The sequence below is a fragment of the Streptomyces sp. NPDC048506 genome, assembly GCF_040651315.1.
Classification (GTDB): Bacteria; Actinomycetota; Actinomycetes; order Streptomycetales; family Streptomycetaceae; genus Streptomyces.
Window position 1 is genome coordinate 200,841 of sequence record NZ_JBEZIX010000007.1, and the last position, 21,703, is coordinate 222,543.

The window sequence follows — 21,703 nt, forward strand, 5'->3', positions numbered from 1 at the left end:
CACGTTTTTGGCTTTCCCGCCGTGGGTGTTGTTCGCCGTTTCGCCTGCGGCGGGCGTTGTGTGTCGGGTGCGGTGCCGCTCCTCCGGACTTCGTCCTGCGGCGCGGCCCCTCCCGTGAGTGGGGGGAAGGACTTGTGGGGGCGTGCGCCGTCTGTCGACTGCCGGCAGGGGGCCACCGGCGTCCACAACCACGACCGTTTTCCTCCCACTCACGGGAGGGGGCGGGCCGGAGGGGTAGGGGTGTGGGACGTAAAGCGAAGCAGTCCCACACCCCTACCCCGGAGGACCGTCACCGCACCCGACAACCCACGCCCGCCGCAGGCGAAACGGCGAACAACCATCACGGCGGGAAAGCCAACAACGTGCGGAGAACGCCGGCCGCCAAGGCCACGGCGCCGCAGACAAAAACGTGGGAGGTCACCGCACCGGCTCGCGCCGTCGTTGGGCGTGATCGCTGATGCGGAGCAGGAGTGCCACCATCACCCAGTTCGCCACGAGTGAGGAGCCGCCCTTGGCGAGGAAGGGCAGGGCCTTGCCGGTCAGGGGGATGAGGCCGGTGACGCCGCCGGCGACCACGAAGACCTGGAGCAGCAGGGCGCCGGCGAGTCCGACCGCGAGCAGCTTGCTGAACGGGTCGCGGGCGGTCAGCCCCACCCGGAGTCCGCGCTGCGCCAGCAGCACGTAGAGCATCAGCACGGCCATCACCCCGGCCAGGCCCAGCTCCTCGCCGACCGTGGTGAGGATGAAGTCGCTGTTGCCGGCGAAGCCGATCAGCTCGGGGTGGCCCTGGCCCAGGCCGCTTCCGCTGATGCCGCCGCTGCCGAAGCTGAACAGCGCCTGGCCGAGCTGGTCGGACATGCCCTCCGCCACGCCTTGCTTGGTGAAGGCCCGCATGGGGTCGAGCCAGGCGGTGACCCGGCCGTGCACATGGGGCTCCAGGGAGCCGACGACGGCGGCGCCGACCGTGGCCATCAGCAGGCCGCACACCACCCAACTGGTCCGGTTGGTGGCCATGTACAGCATGATCACGAAGACGCCGAAGAAGATCAGCGAGGTGCCCAGGTCCCGCTCGAAGATCAGCACCAGGAGGCTGATGGCCCAGATGGTGAAGATCGGCCCGAGCTGGCGGCCCGGGGGCAGCTGGACGCCCATCACCCGGCGGCCGGCCAGTGCCAGTGCGTCGCGGTTGACGGTGAGGTAGCCGGCGAAGAACACCGAGATCATGATCTTCACGAACTCGCCGGGCTGCAACGACAGCGGGCCGAGCAGGATCCAGCGCTTTGCGCCGTACATGTCCGCGCCGAAGAAGGCCGGTGCCATCAGCAGCACCAGCGCGACCACCATCGTCAGGTAGATGTACCGCTGGAGGATGCGGTGATCGCGCAGCACCAGCAGGATGACGATGCAGACCGCGACCCCGATCACCGACCACACCAGCTGGCCGCTGGCCGCTTCGGCGATCTTCAGGTGCGGGGTCCGCGCGTAGGTGATGTCCAAGCGGTGCAGCAGGACCAGGCCTATCCCGGTCAGCAGCGTCGCCGCCGGCAGGATCAGCGGATCGGCGCGCGGGGCGAAGCGGCGCAGCACCAGGTGCGGCACCAGGGCCAGGAAGAACATGCTGACCGCGAAGCCGACCAGCCCGCCGGGCAGCCGGCCGGTCATCGACAGCCCGGTGTAGGTGTAGCCGAAGACGGCGATCAGGACGACGAACGCGAGCAGCCAGGCCTCGGTCTTCCGGCGGTCCGGCGCCAGGGCGAGCGCGGCGAACGTCATGGTGCGCTCGGCCTCGCTCTCCGGTTCCCCGGTCGCCCGGGGGGCGCTGGTCAGTCCACGCACGCGATACCTCCGCCATCGATGGTCGACGCCGCGGGCCGGTCCGGGCTGATCGACGCGACATGCCCAGGGTCCGGTTCGGCGGACCGGCAGTCGGGGAGGTAGACGAGGCAGCCGGTGGCGTGGTTGCGAGGGAAGGCGAAGGTGTGTCCGATTTGGCAGGGAAACGGGGCTCGGATGGCCGGTCGATGGTCAGTGCGACGTCGGTCGGTCAACCGGCGTCACGGGACGCGCACCCCGGCGCGCTGGCACTCCGCTTGACCGAGTGCTAACCGCGTCATAGTCTCGGCGTTGGCACTCTCCGGTGGGGAGTGCCAGACATACAGCGACGGGCAGGTCCGGCACCCGCGACGACGGATCCACCTGGTCGCCACCTCAGACAGTTAACCCCGTGAGATCTCCGAAGGGGGAGGTCGGATCGTGACGACCGCCAGCTCCAAGGTTGCCATCAAGCCGCTTGAGGACCGCATTGTGGTCCAGCCGCTCGACGCCGAGCAGACCACGGCCTCGGGCCTGGTCATCCCGGACACTGCGAAGGAGAAGCCCCAGGAGGGCGCCGTCCTCGCCGTGGGCCCGGGCCGCTTCGAGGACGGCAAGCGCGTCGAACTCGACGTCAAGGTCGGCGACGTCGTGCTCTACAGCAAGTACGGCGGCACCGAGGTGAAGTACAACAACGAGGAGTACCTCGTTCTCTCGGCCCGCGACGTGCTCGCGATCGTCGAGAAGTAAGTCACCCAGATTTGCCGTGATCTGCGCCCCTGGTTCCCGCGTCTAAACAACCCGGGGCAGGGGCGCAGTTCCGTTTGAGACAGCGGTCCCCACTGCGTGCCGAGGATCGCAATGAGAGGACTTGAAGCAACCCATGGCGAAGATCCTGAAGTTCGACGAGGACGCCCGTCGCGCCCTTGAGCGCGGCGTCAACAAGCTCGCCGACACGGTCAAGGTGACCATCGGCCCCAAGGGCCGCAACGTCGTCATCGACAAGAAGTTCGGCGCCCCGACCATCACCAACGACGGCGTCACCATCGCCCGTGAGATCGAGGTCGAGGACCCGTACGAGAACCTGGGCGCCCAGCTCGTCAAGGAGGTGGCGACCAAGACCAACGACATCGCGGGTGACGGCACCACCACCGCCACCGTGCTGGCCCAGGCGCTGGTCCGCGAGGGTCTGCGCAACGTCGCCGCGGGTGCTTCCCCGGCCGCCCTGAAGAAGGGCATCGACGCCGCCGTCAAGGCCGTCTCCGACGAGCTGCTCGCGACCTCGCGTCCGATCGACGACAAGGCCGACATCGCCGCCGTGGCCGCCCTGTCCGCGCAGGACAAGCAGGTCGGTGAGCTGATCGCCGAGGCGATGGACAAGGTCGGCAAGGACGGTGTCATCACCGTCGAGGAGTCCAACACCTTCGGTCTGGAGCTGGACTTCACCGAGGGCATGGCCTTCGACAAGGGCTACCTCTCGCCGTACATGGTCACCGACCAGGAGCGTATGGAGGCCGTCCTCGAAGACCCGTACATCCTGATCCACCAGGGCAAGATCGCGTCCATCCAGGACCTGCTGCCGCTCCTGGAGAAGGTCATCCAGGCGGGTGGCTCCAAGCCGCTGCTGATCATCGCCGAGGACGTCGAGGGCGAGGCCCTGTCGACCCTGGTCGTCAACAAGATCCGTGGCACCTTCAACGCGGTGGCCGTCAAGGCCCCCGGCTTCGGCGACCGCCGCAAGGCGATGCTCGGCGACATGGCCACCCTCACCGGTGCCACCGTCATCGCCGAGGAGGTCGGCCTCAAGCTCGACCAGGCCGGTCTGGACGTGCTCGGCACCGCCCGCCGCGTGACCATCAGCAAGGACGACACCACCATCGTCGACGGCGGCGGCAACTCCGGTGACGTCGCGGGTCGCGTCGCCCAGATCAAGGCCGAGATCGAGACCACCGACTCCGACTGGGACCGCGAGAAGCTCCAGGAGCGCCTCGCCAAGCTCGCCGGTGGCGTCTGCGTGATCCGCGTGGGTGCGGCCACCGAGGTCGAGCTCAAGGAGAAGAAGCACCGTCTGGAGGACGCCATCTCCGCGACCCGCGCCGCGGTCGAGGAGGGCATCGTCTCCGGTGGTGGCTCCGCCCTGGTGCACGCCGTGAAGGTGCTGGAGGGCAACCTCGGCAAGGAGGGCGACGAGGCCACCGGTGTCGCCGTCGTCCGTCGCGCCGCCGTCGAGCCGCTGCGCTGGATCGCCGAGAACGCCGGCCTCGAGGGCTACGTCATCACCGCCAAGGTCGCCGAGCAGGACAAGGGCAACGGCTTCAACGCCGCCACCGGCGAGTACGGCGACCTGGTCAAGGCCGGCGTCATCGACCCGGTGAAGGTCACCCGCTCCGCCCTGGAGAACGCCGCGTCGATCGCCTCCCTGCTGCTCACGACCGAGACCCTGGTCGTCGAGAAGAAGGAAGAGGAAGAGGCCGAGGCCGGCCACGGCCACGGGCACGCGCACTGACACACGGTGACGGACGGTCAGGCGCAATGACGGGGTGATCGCCCCGGTCGCGCGCCGACCACCGCGCACCGCACCCAGGACCCGGCTCCCGCTTCGGCGGGGCCGGGTCTTCGGCGTGCACGGCACCGCGCCGCCCCGGCCGGTCGGCCCGCTCGCCCGCCTCAGGCCGACTGGCCCAGGTGCTCCGGGCGCACCGGATCGGCGAACGGCAGACCCCGGACGTAACGGTCGAGTTCGTCGAGCGCGGCGTCGGCCAGCCGCGGCAGCTCGTTGCCCAACGAACCGGCGACATGCGGGGTGAGCAGGACGTTCGGCAGGTCGTACAACGGCGAATCGGCCGACGGGAGTTCGGGATCGGTGACGTCGAGCACGGCGTTGAGCCGGCCGGTGAGCAGCTCCGGGAGGAGCGCCGCCTCGTCGACCAGGGCGCCGCGGGCGGTGTTGACCAGGGTGGCGCCGTCCGGCATCAGGGCCAGTTCGCCGGCGCCGAGCAGATGGTGGGTGGCGGGCAGCTGCGGGGCGTGCACGGTGACGATGTCGCTCTCCGCGCACAGCGTGCCCAGGGACACCGGCCGCACCCCCAGGCGGGCGGCCTCGGCGCCGTCCACGTACGGGTCGTACAGCAGGACGTGCAGGTCGAACGGGCGCAGCAGCTCGATGACGCGGCGGCCGATGCGGGAGGCGCCGACGACGCCGACCGTGCGGCGGTAGTTGCCGGCGCCGGCGAACTCGGCGTGCCAGTCGTGCGGACGCCCGCGCAGCTCCCGGTAGCGGCGGGCGGAGCGCAGCACCTGCTTGTTGGCCGTCAGGATCGCGGCGAGGGCGTACTCGGCGACCGGGAGGGCGTTGGCGGCGGCGGCCGAGGACACCACGAGGCCCCGCTCCCAACAGGCCTCGGTGACGTGGTGCTTGACCGAGCCGGCGGCGTGGATCACGGCGCGCAGGCGGGGGGCGGTGTCCAGCACGCGCCCGGTCAGCGGGGGAGCGCCCCAGCACGTGAGGAGCACCTCGGCGTCGGCGAGAGCGGCGGCCACCGCGGGGGACGGGTCGGTCAGGTCGTGGGCGACGAGGCGGGAGTCGGTCCGGGCCAGCGCCGCCAGGCGGGTGTGGTGGCGGGCGTCGAGGAGCCGGTCGGCGACGCCGGGCCCCATCGACAGCAGCAGGGCGGGGCGGTGCACGGCAGGCTGCCCGCCCGCCGCGGACGGGTGCGGGTTCATGGCGGACGGTCCGGTCATCTGCTGCCTTCCTCCGTGTTCCCTTGACGTTCGGTCAGCCACGCGGGAAGGATTCCCGGCGCCGGCCGTCATCCTCCGCATCAGGGGGCGCCATGTCCGTACGCCACCCCTTCCCCCTCCCGCCCGAGGACCGCGCCCTCAGCCCGTACACCGGCTTCACCCGCGCCCACTGGGAGGCCACGGCCGACGCCCTGCTGTGCGCCACCCGCCCCTACTCCTCCCCGCGCCACGCCCTGCTCACCCTCCCCGGCGCCCGCCCCAGCTCCTCCGGCCCCCGCTCGGACGGCCTCGAAGGCTTCGCCCGCACGTTTCTGCTCGCCGCCCTCCGGGTCGCCGGCAGCAACGGCCACGACCCGCACGCCCACCTGCCCCGCTACGCCGAGGGCCTCGCCGCGGGTACCCGGAACCCCACCGGCGAGCGGGCGTTGACGACGGACGCTCCCGACGCCTGGCCGCGTATCGACGCCGTCCGCCAGGCTTATGTGGAAGCCGCCTCGCTCGCCCTCGGCCTCCGCCTGACCCGCCCCTGGCTGTGGGACACCCTCGACGACCGCGTCCGGGCCCGCGTCGTCGACTGGCTGTCGCCCGCCCTCGGCCCGTCCCCCGTCGACAACAACTGGTGGCTCTTCGGCCTCACCGTCGGTGGCTTCCTGCACGACGCGGGCATCGAGACCGTCCGTGCCCGGACAGCCATCGACCGTGCCCTGACCCGCATCGAGGACTGGTACCGCGGCGACGGCTGGTACTCCGACGGCGACAACCGCGCCTTCGACCACTACAACGCCTGGGCCCTGCACTTCTACCCGGTGCTGCACGCGCACCTCAGTGCCGACCGCGCCCTCCTCGCCACCCACGGCCCCCGGCTGCGCGCCCAACTCGACTCCTACGCCCACCTCTTCGACGCCAACGGCGCACCGCTGCCCTTCGGCCGTTCGCTCACCTACCGGTGCGCAGCCACCGCCGCCCCCTGGCTCGGCACGCTCACCGGCCACACCCCGCTCACGCCGGGCGCCACCCGCCGCCTCGCCTCCGGGGTACTGCGCCACTTCCTCGACCGCGGCGCCGCCACCGCACACGGCCTGCTGCCGCTCGGCTGGTACGGGCCCTACGCACCGATGCTCCAGAGCTACTCGGGCCCGGGGTCGCCCTACTGGGCGGCCAAGGGATTCCTCGGCCTGCTGCTCCCCGCCGACCACCCCGCCTGGACCGCCCCCGAGGAGGCCCTCCCCGCCGAGACCGCGGACGCCGCCAGACCGCTCGGCCGGACCGGCCTGCTGCTCCAGGCCACCGCCTCCGACGGCCTGGTCCGCCTCCACAACCACGGCAGCAACTCCACCCTGGCCGGACCCGACCCGTACTACGCCCGCTTCGCGTACTCCACCCGCACCGGCCCCACCGACGCCGAACCGACCCTGCCGGACAACCACTTCGCCCTGCTCGTCGACGGCCGCCCGACCACCCGTGGCCCCGCCACACCGCACGGCCAGGGCCCCGACTGGGTCGCCTCCGCCCACACCCCGCGCCACGCCGACGGCAGCGCGCTCCCCGGCGTCCGGATCCTGTCCGTCACCGCCGTGCACGGACGGGCCGAACTCCGCGCCCACCTGGTCACCGGCGCCGCCCCGGGCACCCCCGTCCGCCAGACCGGCTGGGCCACCACCCCCGACGGCCCCCTGGCCCAACTCCACCCCGTACACGGCTACCAGGGCCCGCCCCGGGAAGCGACCACCGGCAGCACCCTCTTCGGCCCCCGCACCCACACCGCCGTCCTGGAGGGCACCACCACCGCGGACCCCGACGGCACCCTCTTCGTGTCACTGGCCTCCCTCACGGCAGACCCCGACCCCGCCCCCGTCAGCGAACTGGCCAGGACGGTCATCAGGGGGCGGACGATCGAGGTAACTTGGCGGTCCGCGGCGCTTGGCTTGGCTTCCCACGTGTTTTTCTGTCCCGCCGTGGTGGTTGTTCGCCGTTTCGCCTGCGGCGGGCTGTGCCGCTGCGCGGGGCTGTTCGGCTGAGGGTGTGGGAGGGAAGAAGGCCGGTGGGGGCTCGCACGAGTGGTCCCCTGCCCGCAGTCGACAGACGGCGCCAGCCCCCACAAGTAATCCACCCACTCACGGGAGGGGACGGGCCGGAGGGGCAGGGTTTCCGGACGTAAAGCGAAGCAGTCCGGACACCCTGCCCCGGAGGCCCGTCACCGCACCCAACAAACCCCCGCCCGCCGCAGGCGCAACGGCGAGAAACCACCACGGCGGGAAAGCCAAAAACGTGGGGAGAACGCCGGCCGCCTGGGCCTAGGCCTTGGAGGGACCGTACTTCCGCCCCGTCCGTGACGTCAGGCCGCCCAGTACTCCGCGGGGGGCCAGCTTCACCGCGCCCATCAGGGCCTTGTACCGGGGGTCGGGGATGGACAGCGACTTGCCCCGCATCAGGTCCTTCATCGCCGCGTCCACCAGCTTGTCCGCGTCCAGCCACAGCCAGCCGGGGATGTTGTCCGTCCCCATGCCGGCCCGCTGGTGGAACTCGGTCCGTACGAAGCCGGGGCACAGGGCCATCAGCCGTACCCCGCTGCCCGCCAGGTCCCGTGCGGCGCCCTGGGTGAACTGCACGACCCAGGCCTTGCTCGCGCCGTAGGTGCCGCGCGGGACGAACGCCGCCACCGACGCCACATTGACCACCGCGCCGCGCCGCCGGTCCCGCATCCCGCGCACCCCTGCGGTGGTCAGCCGCAGCACCGCCTCGCAGTGCACCTTGAGCATCGTCAGTTCGTCGGCCATCGGGGTCTGTAGGTACTCGCCCTTGTTGCCGAAGCCGGCGTTGTTCACCAGCAGATCGACCGGATGCTTGGTGTCCGAGAGCCGGGCCTCGACCGCCGCGATACCGTCCTCCGTCGACAGGTCGGCGCTCAGCACCTCCGCCTCGATGCCGTGCCGGTCGTGCAACTCGGTTGCCTGTTCGCGCAGTCGCTTCTCGTCACGCGCCACCAGCACCACGCTGTGTCCGTCGCTCGCCAGCCGTCGGGCGAACGCCGCGCCGATGCCCGCCGTGGCTCCCGTGATCAATGCAGTCGTCATACCGGCACGCTATCTGCCCGGACGGCGACATCGGAGCCGCAGGCCCCGACCCCACCGCCGTCCGGCGGTCCGCCGATGGGGGTGCGGGAGCGGTCCGTCCGGGCGCTGCCGGGCGGGGCGTCCGGTCCGTTACTCAACTGCCGTTCGCTTCGAGGTACTTCAGCGTTCGCCGGCGTGCCTCGTCCGGCAGCGCCGGGCCGGCTTCCAGCAGCCGGGGCAGCAGCTCCCGCTGTGTCGTCAGGGCCCGGAACATCAGCCCGATGGTCACCTCGTGGTCCGGGCGGTGCACCCGCTCGACGGTGTCGCCGCCGCGGATCTCGCCCGCCTCGATCACCCGTAGGTACGCGCCGGGTACCCCAGCCCGGGTGAACCGCCGGAGCCAGCCGTGTTCGCCGAGCCACCCCTGGAACGTCCGGCAGGGGATCCGCGGGCAGCTCACCTCCAGCAGCAGCCGCGGGCCGATCCGCCAGCGTTCGCCGATCCGGGCGCTGGTGATCTCGATGCCGGAGGTGGTGAGGTTCTCGCCGAAGCAGCCGTTGGGCAGCGTCCGACCCAGCGCCCGCTCCCAGTCGTCCAGGTCCTCGCGGGCGTATGCGTAAACGGCCTGGTCGTCGCCGCCGTGATGGCGGAGGTCGACCACCGCGTCGCCGGCCAGTCCGCTGCCGCCGACGCCTTTGGGGCCGGGCGCGGTCACCGCCACCGGGCCGTTGGTGGGCCGCTTGTCGATGCCCGTGCCGCCCTCGGCGTCGGTGTGCTCGGACGGTGTGGTCGTCCCGAGATTCACGGTCAGCACCTTCATGCGGACCTCCTCCGCTCCTGGCCGCGGCCCGGAAGGGGGCCATCGGCAGAGACTCTGTCAGTCCCGTCGGCACCGCCGGGCGTGGCCGCGCCCCGCTGCGCTCGACCGGAACAACGCCGCGCCCGACGCCACCCATCCCACCCCAAAGCATCCGGCGAACTTTTCGCGATCAATCCAAGTACAACTTATGCTTGGCTCATGATCGAGGCCCGTCATCTCCGTGTGCTGCGTGCCGTCGCCCGGACCGGCTCGTTCTCCGGCGCGGCGCGTGAACTGGGCTGCACCCAGCCCGCCGTCAGCCAGCAGATGAAGGCCCTGGAGCAGTCCGCCGGCACCCCGCTGCTGGTCCGCGCCGGTCGTGAGATGCGGCTGACGCAGGCCGGCGAGGCGCTGGTGCGGCACGCCGTCGGCATCCTGGCCGGGCTGACCGCCGCCGAGGAGGAGGTCGCGGCGATCGCCGGCCTGCGGGCCGGGCGGGTGCGGCTGGTGTCGTTCCCGTCGGGCAGCTCGACGCTGGTGCCGACCGCCCTGGCCAGGATGCGGGCCGCGCACCCGGGTACGAGGGTGTCGCTGGTGGAGGCCGAGCCGCCGCGCTCGATCGAGATGCTGCGCAACGGGGACTGCGAGATCGCGCTGGCCTTCCGTTACCCGGAGGTGCGCGGCGCGGACCCGGCGGCCGGGGCGGAGTGGGACGACCTGGTGGTCCGGCCGATCCTGGCGGACCGGCTGGTCGGCCTGGTGCCGGACGGCCACCGGCTGGCGAAGGCGGGCACGGTGCGGTTCGCGGAGCTGGCGGACGAGCCGTGGATCGCCGGCTGCCCCCGCTGCCGCAGGCACCTGGTGGAGGTCTGTGAGAGCGCGGGCTTCACCCCGCGCATCGACTTCGCGACCGACGACTACCCCGCGGTGATCGGCCTGGTCGGGGCGGGGCTGGGAGTCGCCGCACTGCCAGAGCTCACGCTGGAGTCGGTACGCCCCAAGGGCGTTGCGGCGGTACGGATGGAGCCCGCGGTGCACCGGGAGATCGTCGCGCTCACGCTGCCGGATCTGGCGCAGGTGCCCGCCGTCGAGGCGACGCTCGACCAGTTGGTGAATGCGGCGGGCCGGCGGGCCCACGCCGACGGTCGTTAGCGGCACAGAACATCCCCCACACTTCGTTCCCCGCCGCCCGCGGCTGCGCAGGAACGTTTCTTCCGCGCTCAGGAACCCGCGACGCCCGAGTCGCCGGTCATGGAGGTCGCGGGGATCAGCCGGTGGCGGGCCCGGCCCATGAGCTCCTCGCGCTCGTCCTCCGTCAGGCCGCCCCAGACCCCGTAGGGCTCGCGGACGGCCAGTGCATGCGCCGCGCACTCAGCCCGTACGGGGCAGCGCATGCACACCTCCTTCGCCGATGTCTCACGCGCGCTGCGGGCCGCTCCGCGCTCGCCCTCGGGGTGGAAGAAGAGGGAGCTGTCCACACCGCGGCAGGCGGCCAGCAGCTGCCAGTCCCAGAGGTCTGCGTTCGGGCCCGGGAGGCGGGAGAAATCTGCCATTGCTTGTCCCCTCGAAGCGATGCTGATTCGGGCTCGGTGCTCACGACCGTACATCTACTGTCGAAGTAGATGTAAATATGACTCATTGCGAATCTAGTCGCAGTCAACGCGAAAATGGAAGAAAGGGAGCCAAATAGGGCATAGGGTGCACGCGCGGATGCCGGTCGTCCGACAAGTCGTCTGCGTATCCGGCTCCTCACGGAGCGTGCTGAACTCGGTCGCCGAAGCCGTAACTCTTTCGAGTGACCGTCGTTGAGTGTGCGGAGGCGGTTGGTGGAGGTAGGCCTCGGGCAGGTGTCCGAGGCGGCCCGTCAATCGCACAGGTGACGATACGTACCAGCCTGGAGGCTCAAGGTGACGCGCATCAGCTGCGGAGGGCGGTCATGACATCCGTCCTCGTCTGCGACGACTCCCCGCTTGCCCGAGAGGCGCTCCGTCGGGCGGTTGCGACCGTACCCGGCGTCGAGCGTGTGACGACGGCGGCCAACGGCGAGGAAGTCCTCCGCCGCTGGGGTGCCGATCGCTCGGACCTGATTCTGATGGACGTGCGGATGCCCGGCCTCGGCGGTGTCGAGACCGTGCGCCGGCTGCTGTCCGCCGACCCCGGTGCCCGGATCATCATGCTCACGGTCGCCGAGGACCTCGACGGCGTCGCGCTGGCGGTCGCCGCCGGTGCCCGTGGCTATCTGCACAAGGACGCCTCGCGCGCGGAGCTGCGGGCGACGGTGACCCAGGCGCTCGCCGACCCGACGTGGCGGCTCGCCCCGCGCCGGCTGCGGTCGGCCGAGATGGGTGCCGCGCCGACGCTCACCGCGCGCGAGATCCAGGTGCTGGAGGGGATGAGCCACGGCCGTTCCAACGCGGAGATCGGCCGTGAGCTGTTCCTGTCGGAGGACACGGTCAAGACCCACGCCCGGCGGCTCTTCAAGAAGCTCGGCGCCTCGGACCGGGCGCATGCGGTGGCCCTGGGCTTCCGCTGGGGACTGGTTCGCTGAACCTGCTGTGCAAACGGGGTTACGACGCCCGCCCGCCGGCCGGGCAGCGACCGTCGTAACCCCGCTGCGTCGACGCCCGGCGCCGAAACCTCACGGGATGCCGCATCCTTGGAGGTGTGACTCCTCCCCGGCGGAGGCCGGGGCTTCTCACTCGGCCAAGAAGAGACCTCATGACGGATGAGCCCTGCCAGGTGCCCTACGGCACGCAGACAAGCTACCGGCGAGGGGTCGCCGTGGGTATGGGTACAACCCGAACGGGGGAGGCGTGGAACGTGAGTGCTAGCGCGACGGCTCGTAACGGTTCGGGGCACAACGACGGGGGTGCTGCCGCGGATCCTCCGGCGCCGAGGCACCATGGTGCGATGCGTGATGACGGGAGACAGGAGATCGGCGATCTCGTCGCACGCGCCGTGGAGGGGGACCAGCGGGCCACCCACGACCTACTGGCCCATGTGCACCCCCTCGCCCTGCGCTACTGCCGCACCCGTCTGTCGAGGCTGCCGGGTGATGCCCGGCACTTCGTCGAGGACCTGGCGCAGGAGGTGTGTGTCGCGGTGCTGTGCGCGCTGCCGCGCTACCGCGACACCGGAAAGCCGTTCGAGGCGTTCGTCTTCGCCATCGCCGGCCACAAGGTCGCCGACCTACAGCGCGCCGCGATGCGGCATCCGGGCAGCACGGCCGTGCCGTCCGACGAGATGCCCGAGCAGCCGGACGACTCCCTCGGCCCCGAGGAGCAGGCGCTGCTGAGCAGCGATGCCGAGTGGGCCAAGAAGCTGCTGGCGAACCTTCCGGAGAACCAGCGCGAACTGGTGCTGCTGCGGGTCGCCGTCGGGCTGACGGCCGAGGAGACCGGGCAGATGCTGGGAATGTCGCCGGGCGCGGTCCGGGTCGCCCAGCACCGTGCGCTGAGCAGGCTGCGGGCGCTCGCCGAGCAGTAGGCGGGGGACCGGAAACGTACGGCGAGATGTCGCCGTAGAAAAACACAAGTGACGAGGCCCTCATCGCTCGTGGATTGGGACACTTCTCTAGGCCGTTAGCATGGGAGTCCGCGCTGAGGCAAGAGCATTGGGGAAGGTGTCATGAGTGACAACGTCGACGGTATGCCCGCCAAATTCGCCATGCTCGGCCTGACATACGACGACGTGCTGCTGCTGCCCGGCGCGTCGGAGGTGCTGCCGAACGCGGTCAACACCGCCTCCCGGGTCTCGCGCAACGTCACGGTCAACATCCCGCTGCTCTCCGCGGCGATGGACAAGGTCACCGAGGCGCGGATGGCCATCGCCATGGCGCGGCAGGGCGGCGCGGGCGTACTGCACCGCAACCTCTCCATCGAGGACCAGGCCAACCAGGTCGACCTGGTCAAGCGCTCCGAGTCCGGCATGGTCACCGACCCGATCACGGTCCGCCCGGACGCCGACCTCGCCGAGGCCGACGCGCTGTGCGCCAAGTTCCGGATCAGCGGTGTGCCGGTCACCGACGCCGCGGGCAAGCTGCTGGGCATCGTCACCAACCGCGACATGGCCTTCGAGATGGACCGCCGCCGGCAGGTCCGCGAGGTCATGACGCCGATGCCGCTGGTCACCGGCAAGGTCGGCATCTCCGGCGAGGACGCCATCGAGCTGCTGCGCCGCCACAAGATCGAGAAGCTGCCGCTGGTCGACGACGCGGGTGTGCTCAAGGGTCTGATCACGGTCAAGGACTTCGTCAAGGCCGAGAAGTACCCGAACGCCGCCAAGGACGCCGAGGGCCGGCTGGTCGTCGGTGCCGCGGTGGGCGTCGGCGACGCGGCGTACGAGCGGGCGCAGGCGCTGGTCGAGGTCGGTGCCGACTTCCTCGTCGTGGACAGTGCGCACGGTCACAGCCGCGGCATCCTCGACATGATCGCCAAGATCAAGTCCAACATCAGCGTGGACGTCGTCGGCGGCAACGTCGCCACCCGCGACGGCGCCCAGGCGCTGATCGACGCGGGTGCCGACGGCATCAAGGTCGGCGTCGGTCCCGGTTCGATCTGCACCACCCGCGTCGTCGCCGGCGTCGGCGTCCCGCAGGTCACCGCGATCTACGAGGCCGCGCAGGCCGCGAACGCGGCGGGTGTGCCGCTGATCGGCGACGGTGGTCTCCAGTTCTCCGGCGACATCGCCAAGGCGATCGCGGCCGGCGCGGACACCGTGATGCTGGGCTCGCTGCTGGCCGGCTGTGAGGAGTCGCCCGGCGAGATGGTCTTCATCAACGGCAAGCAGTTCAAGTCGTACCGCGGGATGGGCTCGCTGGGCGCGATGCAGTCCCGCGGCCAGGGCAGGTCCTTCTCCAAGGACCGCTACTTCCAGGACAACGTCCTCTCCGAGGACAAGCTGGTGCCCGAGGGCATCGAGGGCCAGGTGCCCTACCGCGGCCCGCTCGCCTCGGTCGCCCACCAGCTCGTCGGCGGCCTGCGCGCCTCCATGGGCTACGTCGGCTCCGCCGACATCCCCGAGCTCAAGGAGAAGGGCCGCTTCGTCCGGATCACCGCCGCGGGCCTGAAGGAGAGCCACCCGCACGACGTCCAGATGATCACCGAGGCACCGAACTACGCCCGGAGCTGATGCGCTGACCCGCTCCGTGCACCCCGGGCCCGTCCCTCGGACGGCCCCGGCGCGGACCTCCTTCGGAGCCCGCGGCCGCACCCCGGCCGCGGGCTCCGGTGTGTCGGGGATACTGGGACGGTAGACGTAGAGGGAAAGGCCACAACGTGACTGAGATCGAGATCGGGCGCGGCAAGCGCGGCCGCCGGGCATACGCATTCGACGACATCGCCGTCGTACCCAGTCGCCGCACCCGCGACCCGAAGGAGGTCTCGATCGCCTGGCAGATCGACGCCTACCGCTTCGAGCTGCCGTTCCTGGCGGCGCCGATGGACTCGGTGGTCTCGCCGCAGACCGCGATCCGCATCGGCGAGCTGGGTGGTCTGGGTGTCCTCAACCTTGAGGGGCTGTGGACCCGCTACGAGGACCCGGAGCCGCTGCTGGCCGAGATCGCGGAGCTGGACGAGGCCACCGCGACCCGCCGTCTCCAGGAGATCTACGCCGCTCCGATCAAGGAGGAGCTGATCGGGCAGCGCATCAAGGAGGTGCGCGACTCGGGCGTGGTCACCGCCGCGGCGCTGTCGCCGCAGCGGACGGCGCAGTTCTCCAAGGCCGTGGTGGACGCCGGCGTCGACATCTTCGTCATCCGTGGCACGACGGTCTCCGCCGAGCACGTCTCGTCCGCGGCCGAGCCGCTGAACCTGAAGCAGTTCATCTACGAGCTGGACGTCCCGGTGATCGTGGGCGGGTGTGCCACGTACACCGCGGCGCTGCACCTGATGCGTACCGGCGCGGCCGGTGTGCTGGTGGGCTTCGGCGGCGGGGCCGCGCACACCACGCGGAACGTGCTGGGCATCCAGGTGCCGATGGCGACCGCGGTCGCCGATGTCGCGGCGGCCCGCCGGGACTACATGGACGAGTCCGGCGGCCGGTACGTCCACGTCATCGCGGACGGCGGGGTGGGCTGGTCGGGTGACCTCCCGAAGGCGATCGCCTGCGGCGCGGACGCGGTGATGATGGGCTCGCCGCTCGCGCGGGCGACGGACTCCCCCGGCCGCGGCCACCACTGGGGCATGGAGGCGGTCCACGAGGACGTGCCCCGCGGCAAGCGGATGGACCTGGGCGTGGTCGGTACGACGGAGGAGGTGCTGTTGGGGCCGTCCACGACCCCCGACGGTTCGATGAACTTCTTCGGTGCGCTGCGGCGCGCGATGGCGACCACGGGCTACTCGGAGCTGAAGGAGTTCCAGCGGGTCGAGGTGACGGTAGCGCCGCGGAGGTAGGGCCTCCCACGTTTTCGGCTTTCCCGCCGGGGCGCCCCCTCCCGTCGAGTGGTCGGGACCCCGCCCCGGTGGGTGGAGTGTGCACGGCCCGGCTGCGTTGCAGCCGGGCTTTCGGCGTTCTCAGAGGCGGTGGGCGGCGCCGGTGGGGGTGGCGCCCCTGGTGTCCAGGAGGAGCTGGGCCTTCACCGACAGCCCTTGGAGGTCGTAGGTGCGGTGGGCCTGGAGGAGGAGCGTCAGGTCCGCCGCGGCGGCGGCCTCGTAGAGGGAGTCGGCGCGGGGGACGGGGCGGTCGAGGACCTGCCAGCGGGGGACGTAGGGGTCGTGGTACGTGACGTGTGCGCCGAGTTCCCTCAGACGGGAGGCGATCTCCCAGGCCGGTGACCCCGTCAGGTCGCCGATGTCGGGTTTGTAGGTGACGCCCAGCAGGAGGATCCGGGCGCCGCGGGCGGACTTGCCGTGTTCGTTCAGGAGGGTGGCGCAGCGCTGGATGACGTAGTGGGGCATGCGGCCGTTGACGTCCCGGGCCAGTTCGACCAGGCGGAGCGGGTGGCCGGCCGAACGGCCTTTGGCGGGGCGGTGGTTGGGGTCCGCGGGGAGGGTGTGGCCGCCGACGCCGGGGCCGGGCCGGAAGGACTGGAAGCCGAACGGTTTGGTCTCCGCGCAGCGGATGACGTCCCACAGGTCGACGCCGAGGTCATGGCAGAGGACGGCCATCTCGTTGACGAGGGCGATGTTCACGTGCCGGAAATTGGTCTCCAGCACCTTGGTCATCTCCGCCTCGCGCGGGCCCCGGGCGCGGACGACCTTGTCGGTGAGGCGGCCGTAGAACGTGGCGGCCGCCTCCGTGCAGGCGGGGGTGAGGCCGCCGATGACCTTGGGGGTGTTGGCGTAGTGGTGGGTGCGGTTGCCGGGGTCGTGGCGTCCGGGGGAGCAGGCGAGGTGGAAGTCGCGGCCGGCGGTGAGGCCGGAGCCCGCTTCGAGGAGGGGGCGCAGGAATTCCTCGGTGGCGCCCGGGTAGGCGGTGGATTCGAGGATGACCGTGGTGTGCGGGCGCAGCCGGGCGGCGAGGGTGCGGGCGGCGTCGGCGACGGCCGTGAGGTCGGGGGTGCCCTCCTCGCCGGGTGGTGTGGGCGCGCAGATGACGGCGGTACGGACCCGGCCGAGGGTGGTGGGGTCGGTGGTGGTGCGGAAGCCCGCCGAGAGCAGGCGGCGGAGTTCGGTGGCGGAGAGCGGCCCGTCGGCGCCGGAGAGGGCGGCGGCCCGGGGGTCGGGGTCGTATCCGAGGGTGCCGATGCCGGCGGCGGTGGCGGCCTGGGCGAGGGGGAGGCCGAGGTGACCGAGTCCGATGACGGCGAGATCTGCGGGCATGCTGCGGCCGTCCTTCCCGAGTGACTGCGCGTGAGGTGTGTGGATGACGGGAGCCGATTCCGCGGACGTATGTGAATAGTGCATAAGTAGACTAAGCGGACATTTGGCCCAGAATGGGGATTGAGGGATCTGGACAGTCGGGTGTTGCCGTCGTGAGTGGAGGGTGGATAGCGGCACTTGGCGCGGTCAGAATCGACGGACGGGGGTGTTGCCCCGACCACAGTGGCCCCGACGGCAGCGGGAGGCAGCGGTGAGGACAGCGACACTGGGACCGGCGCAGCGGGCCGAGGCGCTCGCCCGAATGGCGGAGCAGGAGCTGGACATTCTCGTGGTCGGCGGCGGTGTCGTCGGCGCCGGGACCGCGCTGGACGCGGCGACCCGGGGCCTGTCCACCGGTCTGGTGGAGGCCAGGGACTGGGCGTCGGGCACGTCCAGCCGGTCGAGCAAGCTCATCCACGGTGGTCTGCGGTACCTGGAGATGCTGGACTTCGCGCTGGTGCGGGAGGCGCTGAAGGAGCGGGGGCTGTTGCTCCAGCGGCTCGCGCCGCACCTGGTGAAACCGGTGCCGTTCCTGTACCCGCTGGCCCACAAGGGGTGGGAGCGGTGGTACGCGGGCACGGGTGTGGTGCTGTACGACGCGATGTCGGTCTCCTCGGGGCACGGCAGGGGGCTGCCGGTACACCGGCACCTGTCGCACAAGCGGGCGCTGCGGGTGGCGCCCTGCCTGAAGAAGGACGCCCTGGTCGGCGCGTTGCAGTACTACGACGCGCAGATGGACGACGCGCGGTACGTGGCGACGATCGTGCGGACGGCCGCCGCCTACGGCGCCCAGGTCGCCAACCGGGCGCGGGTGGTGGGGTTTCTGCGCGAGGGCGAGCGGGTGGTCGGCGCGCGGGTGCAGGACGTCGAGGTGGGTGACGAGTACCGGATCCGGGCCCGACAGATCGTCAACGCCACCGGGGTGTGGACCGATGACACCCAGGCGCTGATCGGTGAGCGCGGGCAGTTCCACGTGCGGGCCTCGAAGGGGATCCACCTGGTGGTCCCCAAGGACCGCATCCACTCCACGACCGGACTGATCCTGCGCACCGAGAAGAGCGTGCTGTTCGTCATTCCCTGGGGGCGGCACTGGATCGTGGGCACGACGGACACCGACTGGGACCTGGACAAGGCGCACCCGGCGGCGTCCAGCGCGGACATCGACTACCTGCTGGAGCACGTCAATTCGGTGCTGGCGACGCCGCTGACCAGGGACGACGTGGAGGGTGTGTACGCCGGGCTGCGACCGCTGCTGGCGGGCGAATCGGACGCCACCAGCAAGCTGTCGCGGGAGCACACGGTCGCGCATCCGGTGCCGGGGCTGGTGGTGGTCGCGGGCGGCAAGTACACGACGTACCGGGTGATGGCCAAGGACGCCGTCGACGAGGCGGTGCACGGGCTCGACCAGAGGGTCGCGGAGTGCGTGACGGAGGACGTGCCGCTGGTCGGGGCCGAGGGCTACAAGGCGCTGTGGAACGCCCGGGCCCGGATCGCGGTGCGCACCGGGCTGCATGTGGCGCGCATAGAGCACCTGTTGAACCGGTACGGCTCGCTCACCGAGGAGGTGCTGGAGCTGGTGGTGGCCGACCCCTCGCTGGGCGAACCGCTGGCGGCCGCGGAGGACTACCTGCGCGCCGAGGTGGTGTACGCCTGCACGCACGAGGGCGCGCGGCACCTGGACGACGTGCTGACCCGCCGTACCCGGATCTCGATCGAGACCTTCGACCGGGGCACCCGCAGCGCCCGTGAGGCGGCCGAGCTGATGGCACCCGCGCTGGGTTGGGGCAGCGAGCAGGTCGAGAAGGAGATCGCGCACTACGAGAAGCGGGTGGAGGCGGAGCGCGAATCGCAGCGCCAGCCCGACGATCTGACGGCGGATGCGGCGCGCCTGGGGGCGCCGGACATCGTGCCGCGGTAGGGCGGCTCGGCGGCGTAGAGGCCGCCCCCCCCGGAGCGCCGTGCCGGACCGCCGACTGACCGGTGCGGGCGGCCAGAACGAGTCCGGCCACGGCGGTCGACACGGCCGTCCGGGCCGGGCGGGGCGAGCGCTTCGTCAGTGGGACTCCGGTTCCTCAGGGCCGTCATGACGGGTGGGCGGTGTCCGTCGGCACCGACCCGGGCCTTCCGCATGGCCACGGATGAGGGAGAATGAAGGCTCTGCCAGGGTGGGTTGTCCGAGTTGGGTCAGTTTGACGATCGATGCGACGTCAAAGCTGCCAACTCGGCTGGATTGCCGAGGGGATTCAGTGGGCGACGAGGTCGAGATGGACGGCACGGAGGGCAGGCTGCTCGCCGGCCGGTACCGGCTCGCCGATGTCCTCGGCCGGGGCGGCATGGGCACCGTCTGGCGGGCACGCGACGAGGTCCTGGGCCGTACGGTCGCAGTCAAGGAACTGCGCTTCCCGGGTGGGGTCGAAGAGGACGAGAAGCGTCGGCTGATCACCCGTACGCTGCGCGAGGCCAAGGCGATCGCCCGGATCCGCCACAACGGCGCGGTGACGGTCTACGACGTGGTCGACGAGGACGACCGGCCGTGGATCGTGATGGAGCTGGTCGAGGGCCGCTCGCTCGCCGAAGTGGTCCGCGACGACGGCCCGCTCACCCCGCGCCGCGCCGCCGAGGTGGGCCTGGCGGTGCTCGACGTGCTGCGCGCCGCGCACCGCGAGGGCATCCTGCACCGCGATGTGAAGCCGTCCAACGTCCTGATGTCCGACGACGGCCGGGTCGTGCTGAGCGACTTCGGCATCGCCCAGGTCGAGGGGGACCCCTCGGTGACCTCGACCGGCATGCTCGTCGGCGCCCCCTCCTACATCTCCCCGGAGCGCGCCCGCGGCCAGAAGCCCGGCCCGCCGGCCGACCTGTGGTCGCTGGGCGGGCTGCTGTACGCCTGCGTCGAGGGCGTGCCCCCGTACGACAAGGGGTCGGCGATCGCCACGCTCACCGCGGTGATGACCGAGCCGGTGGAGCCGCCGAAGAGCGCCGGCGCCCTGGAAGAGGTCATCTACGGCCTGCTGGTGAAGGACCCCGACGCCCGTCTGGACGACGCGGGCGCGCGGGCGCTGCTGAACGCCATCGTGCACGCCCCGGAGAAGCCCGCACCCGAACCGCCGGCGGACGCGACGCGGGCGATGGCCCTGCCGACCCTGACCGGCGAGCGGACCAAGTCCAAGGGCGGCGCGAAGCCGAAGGCCGCCCCGAAGAGCCGGGCGCCGAAGGCGAAGCCGGCCGCCGGGAGCGGGAGCGCGTCCGGTGCCGGCAAGGCCGGCACGGGCACCAGCGGTTCGAGCAAGGCCGGTACGGGCAAGGCCGGAACGGGACAGACCGGTACGGGCAAGGCCGGCGCCGCCAAGGCCGCGGGGGCCGGGGCGAGCGCCGCGGCGAGCGCGCCGGAGCGCCCGAAGAAGGCGGCCACGGTCGCGCCTGCCGCGGACACCGCGAAGAAGACGGCCGCGGACGGCGAGCCGGCGACCCGCCCGACGGCCTCCCGTCCCGCCGTCGCCGACCTCGCCAAGGAACGGGTGCGAGGCGCCCTGGAGTCCGTGCGCAAGGCCGCCGCGGCGGCCCGCGCGGAGTCCAGACCCGGGGACGGCAACCGCCCGTCCACCTCGCGCGCGTCGCTGACCGACGTGGTTCCGCGCCGCACGCTGATCATCGTGGCCGTGGCCGTCGCCCTCGCGGTGCTCGGCACGGTGCTGGCCGTCGTGCTGAGCGGTGGCGACACGGGCACGCGGGGCGGCCATGCGTCCGGCCGTCAGGACAAGGCGCCGTCCGCCTCCAAGGCCGATCCCTCGACCGACGCGGCCGATGCGAACGGCGATGCGGCCACGAACCAGCCCGGCGGGTCCGGCCCGCAGACGCCCGGCGCCACCCCCCTCGGGGACCAGGGCGGCAAGGACGGCAAGGGCGGTCAGGATGCCAAGGCGGTGCCGGACGGCTTCGCCGCGGTCTCCAACGGCGCCTTCCACTTCCGCATGGCGATGCCCAAGGGCTTTCGGCAGACCGGCACCGCCGGGCAGAACTCCGGCGCCATATACAGCGCGTCGGGCGGGTTCCCGCGCGTCCAGATCGACTACAACGCCGAGCCCGGCGAGGACGCGGCGGCCGCCTGGCGCAGCCTGGAGCCGAGCGTGCGCAGCTCCAGCGACAACTACCACCTCATCGGCATCAAGTCGGTGCAGTGGCGGGGCTATCCGACCGTCGCCGACTGGTCGTTCACCCGCGAGCAGGACGGCGAGAAGGTACGGGTCCTCAACCGCGGGTTCCGGGCCGACGACGACCACGGCTACGCCATCATGATCACCTGCAAGGCGGACTCCTGGTCGGACAAGGAGTGCCAGCAGGTCATCGCGACCGCGTTCAAGACCTTCGCGGTGAAGGACTGAGCCGGGCGGCGTGCCGGGCGCGGTGACGGACACGGACGGCGCGCGTCGTTCGGCCGAGCGGGCCGCAACCGCGGGTGCGGGCACGTATCGTGAGACATCTGAGACATCGGGACCGTA

The 21,703-nt window shown here is 71.6% G+C and carries 16 protein-coding genes; 10 read left to right on the forward strand and 6 right to left on the reverse strand.

What is annotated here, in order from left to right:
- Positions 1-417: 417 nt before the first annotated feature.
- Positions 418-1,773, reverse strand: a complete 1,356-nt coding sequence (locus AB0C96_RS07925) for an FtsW/RodA/SpoVE family cell cycle protein (RefSeq protein WP_362914848.1) — start codon at positions 1,771-1,773, stop codon at positions 418-420.
- Positions 1,774-2,253: 480 nt separating this feature from the next.
- Here AB0C96_RS07925 and groES point away from each other — a divergent pair, with 480 nt between their 5' ends.
- Together groES and groL are read left to right on the forward strand one after the other, a co-directional pair.
- The gene (groES, locus tag AB0C96_RS07930) at positions 2,254-2,562 is read left to right on the forward strand and encodes a co-chaperone GroES (RefSeq protein ID WP_362914786.1); all 309 of its coding nucleotides are present in this window, start codon (positions 2,254-2,256) and stop codon (positions 2,560-2,562) included.
- Positions 2,563-2,695: 133 nt separating this feature from the next.
- Entirely contained in the window at positions 2,696-4,318 is a 1,623-nt protein-coding gene (gene groL / locus AB0C96_RS07935) for a chaperonin GroEL (RefSeq protein ID WP_362914849.1), read from the forward strand.
- A gap of 161 nt (positions 4,319-4,479) precedes the next feature.
- Here the strand turns inward: groL and AB0C96_RS07940 are convergent, their stop codons facing one another.
- Positions 4,480-5,535: a hydroxyacid dehydrogenase gene (locus AB0C96_RS07940; RefSeq protein WP_362914851.1), complete on the reverse strand. Its 1,056-nt coding sequence runs from the start codon at positions 5,533-5,535 to the stop codon at positions 4,480-4,482.
- Positions 5,536-5,645: 110 nt separating this feature from the next.
- On the opposite strand from AB0C96_RS07940, the gene AB0C96_RS07945 reads away from it, so the two are divergent.
- Positions 5,646-7,571 carry a DUF2264 domain-containing protein gene (locus tag AB0C96_RS07945; protein WP_362914788.1) on the forward strand — a complete coding sequence of 642 codons (1,926 nt, stop codon included), beginning with the start codon at positions 5,646-5,648 and terminating at the stop codon, positions 7,569-7,571.
- A gap of 276 nt (positions 7,572-7,847) precedes the next feature.
- Here the strand turns inward: AB0C96_RS07945 and AB0C96_RS07950 are convergent, their stop codons facing one another.
- Positions 7,848-8,627 (reverse strand): SDR family NAD(P)-dependent oxidoreductase, encoded by a 780-nt coding sequence (locus AB0C96_RS07950; protein ID WP_362914790.1) that lies wholly within the window; start codon positions 8,625-8,627, stop codon positions 7,848-7,850.
- Positions 8,628-8,760: 133 nt separating this feature from the next.
- The gene (locus AB0C96_RS07955; protein ID WP_362914792.1) at positions 8,761-9,426 is read right to left on the reverse strand and encodes an MOSC domain-containing protein; all 666 of its coding nucleotides are present in this window, start codon (positions 9,424-9,426) and stop codon (positions 8,761-8,763) included.
- A gap of 198 nt (positions 9,427-9,624) precedes the next feature.
- Here AB0C96_RS07955 and AB0C96_RS07960 point away from each other — a divergent pair, with 198 nt between their 5' ends.
- Positions 9,625-10,557 (forward strand): LysR family transcriptional regulator, encoded by a 933-nt coding sequence (locus tag AB0C96_RS07960; protein ID WP_362914794.1) that lies wholly within the window; start codon positions 9,625-9,627, stop codon positions 10,555-10,557.
- A gap of 68 nt (positions 10,558-10,625) precedes the next feature.
- On the opposite strand, the gene AB0C96_RS07965 is transcribed toward AB0C96_RS07960, so the two are convergent.
- A complete protein-coding gene (locus AB0C96_RS07965) occupies positions 10,626-10,958 on the reverse strand; it encodes a WhiB family transcriptional regulator (protein ID WP_362914796.1) in 333 nt (110 codons plus the stop codon).
- A 383-nt stretch (positions 10,959-11,341) separates the two neighbouring features.
- Between AB0C96_RS07965 and AB0C96_RS07970 the strand changes: the two genes are divergently transcribed.
- From AB0C96_RS07970 to AB0C96_RS07985, 4 genes are all read left to right on the forward strand, one after another.
- Positions 11,342-11,953, forward strand: coding sequence for a response regulator transcription factor (locus AB0C96_RS07970; protein WP_003948568.1), 612 nt, complete (start codon positions 11,342-11,344; stop codon positions 11,951-11,953).
- A gap of 362 nt (positions 11,954-12,315) precedes the next feature.
- On the forward strand, positions 12,316-12,891 hold the full coding sequence (locus AB0C96_RS07975; protein ID WP_362914798.1) for a sigma-70 family RNA polymerase sigma factor: 576 nt from the start codon (positions 12,316-12,318) through the stop codon (positions 12,889-12,891).
- A gap of 141 nt (positions 12,892-13,032) precedes the next feature.
- On the forward strand, positions 13,033-14,535 hold the full coding sequence (guaB, locus tag AB0C96_RS07980) for an IMP dehydrogenase (protein WP_362914800.1): 1,503 nt from the start codon (positions 13,033-13,035) through the stop codon (positions 14,533-14,535).
- A gap of 146 nt (positions 14,536-14,681) precedes the next feature.
- On the forward strand, positions 14,682-15,797 hold the full coding sequence (locus AB0C96_RS07985; RefSeq protein WP_362914802.1) for a GuaB3 family IMP dehydrogenase-related protein: 1,116 nt from the start codon (positions 14,682-14,684) through the stop codon (positions 15,795-15,797).
- A gap of 120 nt (positions 15,798-15,917) precedes the next feature.
- Here the strand turns inward: AB0C96_RS07985 and AB0C96_RS07990 are convergent, their stop codons facing one another.
- Positions 15,918-17,165, reverse strand: coding sequence for a nucleotide sugar dehydrogenase (locus AB0C96_RS07990; RefSeq protein ID WP_362914804.1), 1,248 nt, complete (start codon positions 17,163-17,165; stop codon positions 15,918-15,920).
- A 250-nt stretch (positions 17,166-17,415) separates the two neighbouring features.
- Between AB0C96_RS07990 and AB0C96_RS07995 the strand changes: the two genes are divergently transcribed.
- Positions 17,416-19,122 carry a glycerol-3-phosphate dehydrogenase/oxidase gene (locus AB0C96_RS07995; RefSeq protein WP_362914806.1) on the forward strand — a complete coding sequence of 569 codons (1,707 nt, stop codon included), beginning with the start codon at positions 17,416-17,418 and terminating at the stop codon, positions 19,120-19,122.
- A gap of 328 nt (positions 19,123-19,450) precedes the next feature.
- Complete coding sequence (locus AB0C96_RS08000; RefSeq protein ID WP_362914808.1) at positions 19,451-21,586, forward strand: serine/threonine-protein kinase; 2,136 nt, start codon at positions 19,451-19,453, stop codon at positions 21,584-21,586.
- Positions 21,587-21,703: the final 117 nt, after the last annotated feature.